The 14,201-nt window shown below is 30.2% G+C and carries 13 protein-coding genes and 2 tRNA genes; 5 read left to right on the plus strand and 10 right to left on the minus strand.

What is annotated here, in order from left to right; all coding sequences use genetic code 11:
- Positions 1-7 precede the first annotated feature (7 nt).
- The 6 genes from secE to bhYOR_RS01955 all read right to left on the minus strand — a co-directional run bounded on the left by secE (position 8) and on the right by bhYOR_RS01955 (position 2,533).
- On the minus strand, positions 8-178 hold the full coding sequence (gene secE, locus bhYOR_RS01930; protein WP_025399723.1) for a preprotein translocase subunit SecE: 171 nt from the start codon (positions 176-178) through the stop codon (positions 8-10).
- 30 nt (positions 179-208) lie between these two features.
- Positions 209-280, minus strand: a tRNA-Trp gene (locus bhYOR_RS01935).
- Between the two features lie 10 nt (positions 281-290).
- Entirely contained in the window at positions 291-470 is a 180-nt protein-coding gene (rpmG, locus tag bhYOR_RS01940; RefSeq protein WP_011772345.1) for a 50S ribosomal protein L33, read from the minus strand.
- 19 nt (positions 471-489) lie between these two features.
- Positions 490-562 (minus strand) — tRNA-Thr (locus bhYOR_RS01945).
- A gap of 85 nt (positions 563-647) precedes the next feature.
- On the minus strand, positions 648-1,499 hold the full coding sequence (locus bhYOR_RS01950; protein ID WP_025399724.1) for a hypothetical protein: 852 nt from the start codon (positions 1,497-1,499) through the stop codon (positions 648-650).
- 11 nt (positions 1,500-1,510) lie between these two features.
- Positions 1,511-2,533 carry a tetratricopeptide repeat protein gene (locus tag bhYOR_RS01955; RefSeq protein ID WP_038446283.1) on the minus strand — a complete coding sequence of 341 codons (1,023 nt, stop codon included), beginning with the start codon at positions 2,531-2,533 and terminating at the stop codon, positions 1,511-1,513.
- Between the two features lie 75 nt (positions 2,534-2,608).
- Here bhYOR_RS01955 and bhYOR_RS01960 point away from each other — a divergent pair, with 75 nt between their 5' ends.
- The gene (locus bhYOR_RS01960) at positions 2,609-3,916 is read left to right on the plus strand and encodes an SH3 domain-containing protein (protein ID WP_241763726.1); all 1,308 of its coding nucleotides are present in this window, start codon (positions 2,609-2,611) and stop codon (positions 3,914-3,916) included.
- Positions 3,917-3,928: 12 nt separating this feature from the next.
- On the plus strand, positions 3,929-4,585 hold the full coding sequence (locus bhYOR_RS01965; protein WP_025434031.1) for an ankyrin repeat domain-containing protein: 657 nt from the start codon (positions 3,929-3,931) through the stop codon (positions 4,583-4,585).
- A 5-nt stretch (positions 4,586-4,590) separates the two neighbouring features.
- Here the strand turns inward: bhYOR_RS01965 and bhYOR_RS01970 are convergent, their stop codons facing one another.
- Positions 4,591-6,117 carry a hypothetical protein gene (locus tag bhYOR_RS01970; protein ID WP_025434032.1) on the minus strand — a complete coding sequence of 509 codons (1,527 nt, stop codon included), beginning with the start codon at positions 6,115-6,117 and terminating at the stop codon, positions 4,591-4,593.
- Between the two features lie 138 nt (positions 6,118-6,255).
- Between bhYOR_RS01970 and bhYOR_RS01975 the strand changes: the two genes are divergently transcribed.
- Positions 6,256-7,446, plus strand: coding sequence for a cation:dicarboxylate symporter family transporter (locus bhYOR_RS01975; RefSeq protein ID WP_025434033.1), 1,191 nt, complete (start codon positions 6,256-6,258; stop codon positions 7,444-7,446).
- Between the two features lie 23 nt (positions 7,447-7,469).
- On the opposite strand, the gene proS is transcribed toward bhYOR_RS01975, so the two are convergent.
- A complete protein-coding gene (gene proS, locus bhYOR_RS01980) occupies positions 7,470-8,936 on the minus strand; it encodes a proline--tRNA ligase (RefSeq protein ID WP_025434034.1) in 1,467 nt (488 codons plus the stop codon).
- A 799-nt stretch (positions 8,937-9,735) separates the two neighbouring features.
- Between proS and bhYOR_RS01985 the strand changes: the two genes are divergently transcribed.
- On the plus strand, positions 9,736-10,335 hold the full coding sequence (locus bhYOR_RS01985) for a DUF3996 domain-containing protein (protein ID WP_025399732.1): 600 nt from the start codon (positions 9,736-9,738) through the stop codon (positions 10,333-10,335).
- Positions 10,336-10,345: 10 nt separating this feature from the next.
- The gene (locus bhYOR_RS08350) at positions 10,346-11,107 is read left to right on the plus strand and encodes a DUF3996 domain-containing protein (RefSeq protein ID WP_025434035.1); all 762 of its coding nucleotides are present in this window, start codon (positions 10,346-10,348) and stop codon (positions 11,105-11,107) included.
- Between the two features lie 38 nt (positions 11,108-11,145).
- Here the strand turns inward: bhYOR_RS08350 and manA are convergent, their stop codons facing one another.
- Together manA and bhYOR_RS02000 are read right to left on the minus strand one after the other, a co-directional pair.
- Positions 11,146-12,261, minus strand: a complete 1,116-nt coding sequence (manA, locus tag bhYOR_RS01995; protein WP_025399734.1) for a mannose-6-phosphate isomerase, class I — start codon at positions 12,259-12,261, stop codon at positions 11,146-11,148.
- A complete protein-coding gene (locus bhYOR_RS02000) occupies positions 12,258-14,126 on the minus strand; it encodes a fructose-specific PTS transporter subunit EIIC (RefSeq protein WP_025399735.1) in 1,869 nt (622 codons plus the stop codon). The genes manA and bhYOR_RS02000 overlap by 4 nt, the downstream gene beginning before the upstream one ends.
- Positions 14,127-14,201: the final 75 nt, after the last annotated feature.

Here is a 14,201-nt window from a genome sequence, read left to right on the forward strand (position 1 = left end):
TCTTTCCTTAAAATACATAAGCTATAGCAAGATACATGATATAATCCACTATACCTAAAAAAATAGAAATAAAAACAACCAACCAAAAAACTTGCTTCCCGCTGCCTATTACTTCACTATACTTAGGCCATGTTATTTTCTTAAGTTCTAAAACACTTTCTTTAACAAATTTAAACATTTAAAAGCCCCTCTTTAACAATACAGACAACAGGTCAGGAGGGACTCGAACCCCCAACATGCGGTTTTGGAGACCGCCGTTCCACCCTTGAACTACTGACCTATCACTTTAGTTATTTTATTTTACCTTCTTTATGAAGAGTATGTTTCCTAAGAATTGGACAATACTTCATTAATTCCAATTTTTCTTGTTTATTACGCCTATTCTTAGTAGTCGTATAATTTCTAATTCCTGTTTCCTCACATACTAAAGCTATAAGCTCAACAGCACCTTTACCTTTTTTCTTGCCCATAATAACACTCCTGACTAAAAGCCCTCAATCGGATTTGAACCGACGACCGCCACCTTACCATGGTGGTGCTCTACCACCTGAGCTACAAGGGCATTTCTTCCCTTTATAATAAACCCTTATATCATGTTAATTTATTATCTGAAAAAAGACAAGTCCCAAAATTATATTTCCAGACTCCTATTTAATAATAACAAGCTTACCTTCTCTTAAAAGATTAACATTATTCTTATTTGAAAATATCTTATTAATAGAATACTCATCAAGTATGATATCTGAATGATTTTTACCATAAACTCCTTTAGCAATCAACTTTAAAGGATAATCCCCAACTCTATTCTTATTCTTATAAGAGACGTCATTTGTATATTCAAGCATTCCCCACTTCCTAAGTGTATCTGGCGCAACCATTCTTTTATCAAAATAAAGCTTAATATTCTCATCATAAATCTTAATAAAGAAAGCATCCGTTAATTTCACAACACCACCTGAGGAAGATTCATAATCATCACCCGCATAAATAATAATTCCAGTATAAACAAACTGATCAGCACCTGTACTTGTTAATGGATAAAAAGCTCTATAAGGCTTACTATGAGATAAAAACAAGTTCATAAAATCAGGAAAAAGAGAAAGCTCATACCTAACAGTTATGTTTTTTAAATCCTCTGAATACTTAGTGTATCCCCTTTTTAAAATACTATCAAGTCCTGAAAAATAAAGTATTAAATGGGGATCAGAGTCAAAATAATCCTTAAAAGTATTATCAGTATCAATTGTCATTTCAAAAAGAGACTGCCTTATTAAAGTATCCTTCAAATCATTAACGCTAAACACTAATCTAGACGTAGAATCAAGTCCAACTCTACCAAATCTATCCTCATCTACTGGCTTAATAATATCAAAATAAACGACTTTTGTATCCCAATCAATTGTTCTCTTTATGCTAGACTTAGATAAAGAATCATTTATAATAGAGACATTAGAATAAAATAAAAATAAAAAACTCAAAAGACTACTTAGTAAATTCACATCAAATCTCCCTATTTTTTTCCCAAATAAACGCCTATCCAAGCCCAACCATTATTAATTTCTGGATCTTTTGGATAAGAAATCTTTTTAAAGACAAAATACCATTCCCAAATGTGCTCCCAACCACTAGATCCAAGATAAGATATATCATCACTAGAATCAGCTTCAAAACTACTTGCAAACTGTATTCCATTTTTTCGCCTACTTCCAAGCTTAATCATCGTTGTCAAAAAACTGTTTGTATTAATTGAATTGCTTTTTCCACCCCTTTGATCCCAACTTTGAATAAAAAAATTATGTTTATCCCTTATGCTCAATAATTTTGCAGTATTTCCAGAAAAAATATATCTCTTAACATCTTGAATCAAATCATTCAAATTTCTATAAATCACAAAGTCTGGATTATTATAATAATTAATCTTAGTAATAACACCCGAATAATCTATTGAATCTATTCTTAAATCCGACCTTGGTATTGAAAGCAATTTTTTATAATAGAAATACGCATCATCATAATCTTGAATACTCTCTAAACTTAAAGCAAGATTATAATAATAATTGCCCCTATCTGCATTCGTAAGACTCTCAGCATTATCATTAAGCAATAGTTTATAATAACGTACTTTATCTCCAGCTTCAATATCTAAATTGATCACCCTTTTTGCAATATCTAATTTTACAGAACTATTTTCATAAATGTAATCATCAAAACTATCAACAACATATCTATAATAGGTAAAAGCCACTAAATCTTCTTTGATGGAAGAATATATATTGCCCATCAAATAAAAATACAAAGGATAATATTCTCCGCTCTCATCATTAACAATTCCTTGATTTACAGCTCTTAAAGCATCTTTATAATCTTTATTGCGCATATGAATGTTGACTATTCTATCAACAATAAGAAATCTATCTAAACCCTTTTTACTTGACTCTTCTAAGAGATCTACAAGACTTTGAATTTCACCTTGTTTAATCTTACAACAGCTAAAAACCAGCATTAGTCCAAACGCTTGAATTAATAACTTCATTACTTTTATTATATAATAAAGGTCATGTATAACAAAACACATCTTAAGATCAATAAAAACTATCAGGATTTAAACATGAATAAAAAATTAATTTACATCTTATTGCTAATATTATTTCTATCTTGCCTTAATCATAACAATAAATACGGTATTGTTCTAGATTCAAACAACAAAGAAAAACTACCAAACGGATCACTTGTTAAAATAGAAAATACCGACCAAGAAAAACAAATAATAACAATAAACTATAATGGAACAAAATTTATCGTACATAAATTTACAATAGAAGAGTTTCAAACAAAAGAAGAAGCAGAAAAATTTAAACTAAGTATTCAACCATACGTAAACAAATATGCTATAAGTAAAAAAGATCTCTTGCCCTTAAGAACATCTCCAGACAACTATAGAGAAAACATAATATATAGAATTCCAAAAGAAGCTATTTTAAAAATAATACACATTGGGGAAGAAACAGAAGCAGGCTCACTTAAAGGGAGATGGCTACACGCATTAACAAAAGATGGATATAAAGGTTATGTTTTCAATTACTCACTTGAAGTTTTTGATAATATTCCAGGAACAATACTCACAAGTCCACTAGATCAGGTCTTGCAAAATGATGTAATTGATACATTTAAAAATATTAAATACTTAAGACCACTCTACTACGAAAAAATGATCGCCAATAATACTTATAACACCAATCTCCTAAGAGAAGACTATGGTCTATTTTTTACTCCCAAAAATGAAATAAAAATTAATATGCCCGAATTAAACTTACATTTCAAATTCAATATTGTTGAGGAAGTCAAACCTAATGGATTTCTATTTAGATCTAAAACTTCAGATGAAGATTTTATTATCTTAGAAAGAGACACTCAAAACTACTATAAATCAATCGTAAAAGTTAAAGAACGCAACTTTGAATCTAAATTCGTTATCATTGAACAAAATATCGAAAAAATTATTCTTGAAGCAGAAAAGCAAAATCAAAATCTAATAAATAGATTAATATCTTATGGAACCTTAATAAATACACAATATGGGAATATTGAATTTAAGCGCGATAAAACTTTTGTTTGGGAAACAGATAAAAAAATTTACAATCTCCCAAGTTCTGGAACATTTGAAATAATAGGACTTAGTCCAAATTTACAAATTTCATATAAAAACGCCATTAAATTAATGAGCACGGAAGGAAAAGAATATTTTTGTCTGCTAGACTATACAAACAGTGCCTTACAACTCATATTCATATCCCCTAAAAATGTTGAAGATGATTTAATAATAATTAATGACAAGGATAAAATCGCAGTCATACTGTTTAATAATGCTCAGCCTAGTCAAGATATACTTACAAAACAATCCCAAAAAACTACTTAAAGGTTAGAATCAATGAAAATAATGCGCATACTATTATTAACACAACTGATTACACTCTTAAATGCAAATGAAAACATAAAATTAATAAAAGAATTATCAAAAACAATTTATAATCCTAGCAATAAAGAATATGAAACAAATAAAAAAAAGCTAAATAGTTTTATAGAATCAATAGATCTAAATAACAACAATATCTTAAAAGAGTTACAAAAAATCAAAAATGACTTTCTAATCACATCCGTATATTTCCAAAATATAAAGGGTACTTTAATAGCTCTAAATCTTTCAGCAGAAATAAATTTTCAACATAAAATATCTCCACTATCAATTTCGATAATCAATAACGATTTTAACACTACTAAAACATTAATAGACTATGGAATTAAAATCAACATAATAGACGAAACAGAATATCCATCAATATTTTGGGCAATATACTTAAACAATGAAACAATGTTCAATCTTTTAAAAGAAAAAGGTGCTGATTTAAGCCTTACTCTTAAGAATGGAAAAACACCTATGCAAGCTGCAATAGAAATTGAAAATACTGATTTAATTGAGCTATTACTTAAAAAAAATGCTTATATTAAAGATGAGTATAAAAAAGAAATTAAGAACTTAAAAAATAAAAATATAAGAAATATTTTCAAAAAGTATAAAATAATATAAAGCAACTAATAACTATCTGACATTTCAATATTTTTATCCTTTTCAAAAAGGGTCTTATATACAAAAGATTTTTTACTAAGCTCTTCCTTTAAATCTTTAGGAAAAGGAGTATTGCGCCACATTATTCCGCGAACCATCCTCTCAATCTTTTGAATTCCCTTGCTTTCCTTATCTAACCAAAGGAAATAGTCATCTAAAAAGAAATTTTTAATATTGCCTTTCTTAATAAATTTAGAATAGTATTCATAATACTGACCGGTTATTCCTGTTTCCATCCATCTAAACGATGCTTGATCTTTTGCAAGCTCCCAAAGAAAATCCCCAATACCCAAAATGATAGCTTTTCTTAAATCCTTAGAATACATAGGTATTAAGATTTTACCTCGTCCATTAGCTCGGTTTTTAATATCAACAGGCTCCCAACAAATTCCTCTCTCACCATAAGATGGTATTAATATAAAATAAGGAACAATCCTTAATAAATCTCCTCTATAATTTTTATAAAAAATTCTAGGCTGAATACTTTCAATTTCTCTGACAAGCTGAATGACTCTCTCCCTACTACCAAAAAACTGGGGATCTGCAACCACATTACTTTTAAGTAATATTGGAAAATGATTGCCTCTAGGCCCAATAGTAAGCTTATTAGCCTCCATTAAAGATCCAACTTCTTCAACTGCAATAGTAGAAGAACTAGGCATATCGATCTCTTGAATTCTATCTTTAATCTCAAGAAGCTCCTTATTTGCCCCCTTAATCTGAGAAATTAAAGACACAATTTCCCTATTAGTCTTTACCAAGCTATCAATGCAATGAGACGCGAAATTTAAAGGTTTTAAAATATCATCAGAATAAATTGTTCCCACTTCAAATTCATCTGTAAGCATCTCATGATTAGATGACGTCTCAACGAATAAAAATTTGAACATACTTTTCAGATTAGTAATAGCTTCAATCCTTACCTTATCACTTTTCTTAAGACTACTCTTTGCAAAATCAATATTAGCTAAAAGCTTTTCTTGCTTATTAAACAATATCTTCTTAACATCATCATCTTTAATATTTGCCACCGGCTCATCGATTGCAAGCTTTCTTAACTTCAATTCATTAACGCCATAAATCCATTCATCGAAATAGATAAATGGTTCATTATAATTATTATCCCAAATGGTCCTGGAAATTAAAGATTTAAGTTCACTACTAAGAGCATTTGGAAGAAGAGCAGCAAATCTCAATAAAACTTTTTGTTCAATTGTTAAATTCAAAACATTTTTGGCTATTGATTTCAAAAATCCCCAATAAATATTAATTATTTGCCTATAATTAGCAACTCTCTCACCTTCTTGTACCGATTGTGGACTTAAATAATCTAACAATGCTTTATGAAGCCTAATGCCAATATCCTTATCACTTAAGATAAGATTTTTATAATAATCATCGGTAAAAAAATTTTTATCATGTTCTTCTAGTACATTAATTTCAGGCAACTTTAAATTTAAATCTGTATTGACCAAGTCAGGATACTTATACAAAAACTTTTCTCTCCAAAATCGGACTTACTTACATGTTTTAATAATAAATAATATTACCAAAGTTTATATTTACCAAAAAATTTAGTAAAATTTATTATGCTAATAATACTATTTTTCAAACTCGCAAAGGAAAAACTTATGAATACAAAAATAAAATTCTCTCTAACAATATTTACTGGAATACTGCTTGGATTATTTCTTCCCTCCGAAGTTTACAATACACTATCACATATTTTCATAAGATTGGCCTATCTCTCCTTAATTCCTTTTCTAATATTTTCAATTCCACTTGGCATAGAAAACATTATTGAAAATAAAAAATTCAAAAAATTATTTGGAAAAACAATCTATTATGGAATATTAATTAACATTATAGGGGTAATAATATCCATTGCAGTTGCAACAATATATCTACCACAAAGAATTCCAATATTAGACAAAAATATTCAAAATCTATATATGTTTGATAAAACAGAACTTCTTGAAACATTTTTCCCAAAAAATATTTTTACAATACTCACAAATAACAACCCAAATCTCTTAAGTATTTATATTATCTCAATTATTATTGGCGCTAGTTTTTATTATGCAAAACAAAAGGGAAGAATTGCCAGAGAACTTATTCTAAGTATATCAAACCTTTTTTATAATGCAAACGGAATAGTTGTCGAAATCTTACACTTTGGAATTATTTTTATCACAGCAGCATATACTACAAACTTAAAAAATTTTAAAAATTATCAATACTACATAGATAGCATAATCTTTTTATCATTATGGACAATAATAATTATTTTAATAATAATTCCAATGATTAGCTATCGATTAACTAAAAATTTCAAATTATCATATAAGAACATATTAATATCCATCCAAAATATAATATTTGCTGGCTTAACAATGGATACTTATGTCCCCTATTCTGTCTTAATAGAAGATATTAAAAATGAAAGAATAAACATAAAAAAATCAATAATCATAAATATACCAATAATCAACTTTATTTCTAAATTTGGAACAATTTTTATCTCAACAATTTCATTTTTTATTATTTTAAAATCTTACTCTAGCTTGCCCATATCAATCTACGAAATAAGCTATATGAGCATATTGGCATTTCTCTTTATTTTCGCATTTCCACACATACCAAACAGTTTAATTTATATAATTACAATGCTATGCTCAACTTATACAAAAGGAATTGAACTTAGCTACTCTAATATAATTCCAATACTTCCAATCTTAACATCTCTAGCTCTAATGATCGACTTCACCTCCAATATTGCAATAATGCAAATAATAGATTTTAATGAATTAAAAGATACTTAAAATTAATCTCTAAATGTACTCAATTAGTAAGATCTTGCAAATAAGACAAGATGCTTGGCTGCTGCATTGCAATAAATACAAGTCAAACCATTTAAAGGTCTATTTTGAAAATCTTCAGGAATGCATCGTATTGTAGCTTTTGTATCATTTTTAATGCTCTCTTCACAAACTTCACTCCCACACCATGAAGAGAGTATAAATCCTAAATGTTCATTAATATAAGTCTTAAAAGTATCATAGTCATTCTCTTTAAATCCAATAATTTCTTTTGTATGCAAATTTCTAAACTCTAATGCTCTATTAAATAATTCACATTGCATAGTATCAAGCTCATAGCGCATTTTAGATGACAACTCTTCAACTGATACTTGATACTTAGAGTTTTTATCTTTATCCCTTCTTGCAACAGTAACACAGTTCATAAGAATATCATTAAAACCTATCTCTATTCGTATTGGAATTCCTTTAAGTTCCGCAGCAGCAAATCTAAAGCCTGGCGAATTTTTGACATCTCTATCAAGCTCAACTCTAAACTTTGCTTCTTTTAAAAGATTAAAAATAATAATCGAATATTCAAGGATCTTTTGATTAGCATCAGCATCTCTTTTAAAAATAGGAACAACAATAATTTCAATTGGTGCTATTTTTGGTGGCAATATTAAACCTTTGTTATCAGAATGAACCATAATTAATGCTCCAATTAACCTAGTTGAAACTCCCCAACTAGTGGCAAAAACATAATCCATCTCACCTTTCTTATTCTGAAACTTAACATCAAAAGCCTTGGCAAAATTCAATCCCAAATAATGAGATGTACCTGCTTGTAAAGCTTTCTTATCTTGCATTAATGCTTCAATTGTGTAAGTAGAAACAGCGCCTGCAAATTTTTCCCTTTCCGTCTTCTGCCCACAAAATACAGGAATAGCTAAGTAATCCTCAACAAACCTTTTATAAAGGTTTAAAATAAATAAAGTTTCCTCTAAAGCTTCCTTAGCAGTCTCATGTGCAGTATGCCCTTCTTGCCATAAAAACTCAGTAGTACGAAGAAATGGTCTTGTTCTTTTCTCCCAACGAATAATATTTGCCCATTGATTTATTTTAACAGGCAAATCCCTATAAGATTTTATCCATTTGCTATACATATTCCAAATAATTGTCTCAGAAGTAGGCCTTAAAACCAAAGGTTCTGCTAATTCTTCACCACCCGCAGTTGTTATAACGGCAAGTTCAGGTGAGAATCCCTTAACATGTTCTTTTTCTCTCTCCAGAAATTCATAAGGAATAAGCAATGGGAAATATGCATTCTCATGCCCTGTCTCTTTAAACTTACCGTCAAGTATGCTCTTAATTCTCTCCCAAATAGCATATCCATAAGGCATAATAACCATACAACCTTTAACAGGACTATAATCAACAAGTTTTGCCTTTTGCACTATATCTAAATACCACTTAGAAAACTCTTCTTCCTTTGAAGAAATAAAATCACCCATAAACTTCACCTTCTTTGAAAAATTTTAGAAATCCTAATTATAAGAAACAACATAATTTGCATTGCAAAGCAAAAAATTTCTTTTGTTTTACAATTAATGACATTTTGTCTATAATCATCCAGATCTGCTATTTAGATCTCTAATCTAAACACCGTAATTTAACCAATAAGAAAATAGTAAAAACACTAAATAAAAATCATACATTAAAAATACATCTTTAAAAAGCATGTGAAAGAATAAAAAAATAGCCTTACCAACTTGTAAGTCAAATCTATACTTAAATTTATATTTATATTAAAAATATGTCAAACATATTTTTAATATAAATCTTTGCTCTAATATTTATTTTATAAGTTGCAAAAATATGTTTGTATTTTACAATAGATATTGGAAAAAAATATGTAAAACAATACTTATAAGCTTAACTATAATACCATGCCAAAAATTTAAACTAAAAAATAACCTCAAGAATACCACAAATAACCCTCTACTCACCAGTTCCAAAAAACCAAGATTGAATTTTATTAATATTAATAACTTCCTAAGTTATTACATTTTAAAACTTAACCAAAAGTTAATATCACCTAATAAAATACAAGCAAATAAATCTAATTTTCATGACTCAAAATTGGCAGAAACATGTTGATATGAAAAAAATTTCAACACTCAAAATATACAAAATAAAAAAAATCATAAAAATATCAACTACTAGAGAATCCCTTAATATCTTACTTTTTATGAAATATAATTTTAAGAATTATGCACACCTAATCAGAAGACATAAGTTGGAGGAGGATTTATGAAAACATTATTAAAACTGATTATGATTTTTTTAACAAGTTTATCTGTTGCAACAACACTTGATCCAGCAGAACTTAATAGAATATTAAACAAGCAACAAACACAACAAAGAATATTCGGCATAGGGTTTGGAATTGGCAATCCCATAGTCAATATCATAATTAATTTCCCATATGTAGACATGAATCTTGGATATGGGGGCTTTAATGGATTACATCCTAACAATTTCATACCTTATATTATTTTTGGAACTGATATCCTATTTAAAGAAGAAATTTACAAGAATACAATGATCGCCGGTGGTATTGGTATAGGGGTTGATCTATCTCAAATAAAACCAAATGAACAAGATGCCTCAAATATAACCGGGGAAAGTAATACACCTAAACAAGAGGAATTTTCAATAACCTCATCTAACAACAGATTAGGCATTGCGCTTAGGCTTCCTATTATATTGGAATACAGTTTCTTTAACAATATTGTAATAGGCTTTAAGGCTGTAACAACAATTGGTGGAACAATGATATTCAACCCCACATCAACGGAAGGAATAAGATTTGTATTTTTTGGTTTTGGATTCATAAAAATATACATATAAAGGAAAATTAATGGAAAAAAACGCTCAAAAAATATTTATATTATTATTAATATTTGGCTTATACCATTTTGCGTTCTCTCAATCTGATGAATCTTATTCCATTAAATGCCAACAAGAAACTGATGGGATCACCTGCACCACAAATGATAAACCTATCCCCCCAAAGCCTCAACCCGCCCCTCCAAAACCTCAGCCTCAACTCGATCCCCCAAAGCCCCAGCCTCAACCCACTCCCCCAAAACCTCATCCTCAACCCGCCCCACCAAAATCCCAACCAAACATTATTACAAATCCCCATGCAATGAAAATCAAAAAATATCCTTATTCATTTGCAGCAGGAACAGGACTTGGAAATCCTCTTATCAATCTTTTAATCTCGGTTCCATATGTAGACATAGATCTTGGATATGGTAGTTTCTTATACTTCAACTCTACAAATTTTAAACCTTACAATTTAATTGCCATTGATCTAATTTTCAGACAACAAATAGGAGGATCTTTCATAGTTGGAGGGGGCTTTGGAATTGGAGCAGACTGGTCCCAAGCAAATCTAACTTCCCCTGGAAGTAAACAACCTGCTCCTTATGACAGAATAGCAATAGTAACCAGGCTACCTTTATCAATAGAATATAAAATTATAAAAAATTTATCATTAGGATTTAAAATTTATCCTACACTCGGTCCAACAATATTTCTCACAAAGCCAAAAATAGTGTTTGAAGGAATGAGATTCAAATTTTTCTCAATTGGGTTTATCAAAGTTTTAATATAAACAATAAACTTTACTAAAGTCAAAATACCAATATTTTACTATAAAGAGAGTGCAATAAAAATTACTCCATTTCCGCAAATTAATAATTCTTTACCGCAGTTCCCTATAAATACGCTTTCCCCCCTCTTAAGGAAAAACTTATTATTAATCTGAATTTCCCCATTCAAGACTAATAATATCATTACACCATCTCTTTTAAAGCAAATCTTTCCATTTATATCTCTTTGAAATAAACTTAAATTAGTACCTGGAAGCTTAAATACATTAAAATCATTAATATTCTCGCCCCTTAATAATGAAAACATTCCCTCTTTAAACTTACCAACCTTAAGCATTTCATCCTTGTCAATATACTTAGTAGTAAGACCTGCCCTAATCACATTGTCAGAATTAGTCATAAGTTCAAGACACTCACCCTTAAGATAAGCATGAACTTCTTGACTCTCTGTATAAATCACCTCACCTGGATTTAATTTAAAAATATGCATTCCTAAAAATACCAAAAGACCAATATCTGCCCCATAAATCTTATAAATCTCATTAAACCAATAAGCCCTAAAATCATCTATGGAACCTAAATTTTCTTTCACTTTATTAATAGCATCCTCAATATCAAACTTTTGCAAACTAAATATAGTTTTTATAAATTCTTTATGCGTTGTAAAATGAAAATCTAATTTCAATTTTTTGTATATACTCTCAATTTCAAGGAAAGGCAAAAATCCCTTAAGAGCATAAAAATCACTTAATGCATAAACAAGTTCTATCTTTGGATTTTCATCCTTATAAATTCTCTTAAAATCATTAATATCTATTCCTCTATCATTCTCAAGTTTAAAGCCCTTTAAAGCAATATTTTTTGAAGGATGTATTTGAATTGATAAAGGCCTTCGGGCTGAGAGAACCTTAAATAAAAATGATAATTCACTTTCACATCCCAAAAGATCTTTATGACTTTCTAAAAAATCACAAAGAGAAACGTACTGACCATCAACTAATATCTTACTAGAAAATGTCTTATGTGCTCCAAGCCACATCTCGGCTTTAGGCAAACCGTCTTCTCTTTGTCCCAAAAGAGAGGGGATGAAACTAATTCCACCCCAATCATATTTCTTAATTTCATTTCTCATCAAAAATATATTATCAACGCTCATTTAGATGCCTTGACTTTTAAAGATTTTAGAAAGATAACCAAACTTGTTGCAACAGCAACACCAACAGCTATTGCAATAATAAATCCCACTTTGTTATCAACCACAGGAAGAACTATTGGTCCTCCATGCGGAGCATGGTCTGCAACGCCTAAAAATGCCGCAATGATACTTGCAACAGCACCTCCAAGCACTATTGAAGGCAATACCCTTGCAGGGTCACTAGCAGCAAAAGGAATAGCACCTTCACTAATACCAATAAAAGAAATAAGGAACGATATTTTTCCAGACTCTCTCTCTTCCTCTTCAAATAATTTAGGCATAAGCAGAGTAGCAAGTCCCATAGCCATAGGGGGAACAGGAATAGCTGATGCAACCATACCCATTATTTGTGGCACTTGAGGAATCATACCAACACCAAAAAGGAATGCAACTTTATTAAAAGGCCCTCCCATATCAATTGACACCATAGCACCAAGTACTAATCCAAGAAATAACTTCCCTACAATACCATAAGTTTCTGAATTATTCTGGAGCGATTTAAGACCATTCTCAAGCAATTCCATAAATTGGCCAATATAAACACCCCCATAAATCATGAAAAACCCAATAATAACAGTACTGATTAACGGAATTACAAATATAGGCATAACAGGTCTAAGCCATTCAGGAATCTTTCTTCTTGCTATCCATCTAGCAACAAAACCCGCCATAAACCCTACAAGTATTGCCCCTAAAAATCCTGCCTTAACATCTCTGGCAAGAACACCCCCCACAAGACCTGGTGCAAGACCCGGCTTATCGGCAATTGCCATAGCAATAAACCCTGAAAGTACTGGCAACATCATACCAAAAGCCACAGCACCAATATCTGTGATTGTCTTATAAAAAGGATACTCATCAAAATTTGGACCATCAGAACCAATTCCCGCAAAGGATATCCCAAGAGCTATTAAAATACCACCACTTGCTACAATTGGAACCATAGGAGAGACACCACTCATTAAATACTTATAAAAACCAGACTTGCCTTTACCAGACTTATCTTTAAGAGTATGAATATTTTTATAATGCAATACTGGTGCACTAAAGGCTCCTTTAATAACATTTTCTACATTATTGATGGTCTTTGCAGTTGAAACCTTATAAACTCTCTTCCCATCAAATCTCTCTTCATCAATATCCTTGTCCACAGCAAGTATTACAACATCAGCATCTTTAATATCCGTCTCTGTTAAAGGATTATCAATGCCAATAGAACCCTGAGTCTCAACTTTAATGCTGTACCCTTGCCTTTTAACCTCAACTTCAAGCTTCTTAGCAGCAATATATGTATGAGCAATGCCCACAGGACAAGCACACACAGCCACTATTTTTTCTAACTTAGAAGCATTTGCAGTGTCATCTGTAAAAGTTTTCTCGACATTTTCTATATAAGAATAAATTTCATCAGGACTATTTATAACTTTTAACACATTTTTAAAATCATCGTCTTCGAATAATTTGGCTATGAAAGCTATTGACTTAATATGGTCACCACCTTGCTGGCTTTTTGACATACAAATTAAAAATATTAAATTAACAGGAGGATTATCATCAGACCATTTTATTCCATCACCTTTTATATAAAGCAATGAAATAAAACTTGAACTTACAACATCTCCTATAAAATGCGGAATAGCAACTCCATTTTCCCAAGATGTATCACCAATATTTTCTCTATCAAGCAAGCCCTGAAGAAATCTAGCTCTATCATGTGTATAGCCTCTTTTACTTACTTGATCAACTAAAAAATTAATTGCCCCGGCCTTGGAACTTATTTCAGTAGATACAAAAATAAGTTCCTTCTTTAAATAATTTAAAAACATAACCTTTAACCTCCTAAGTACTTAATTCAATTCTACCATAGTACAAACAACCTAGATTCCCCCCTCTTCTTTATT

Origin of the sequence: Borrelia nietonii YOR (assembly GCF_023035795.1) — a bacterium.
GTDB lineage: Bacteria > Spirochaetota > Spirochaetia > Borreliales > Borreliaceae > Borrelia > Borrelia hermsii.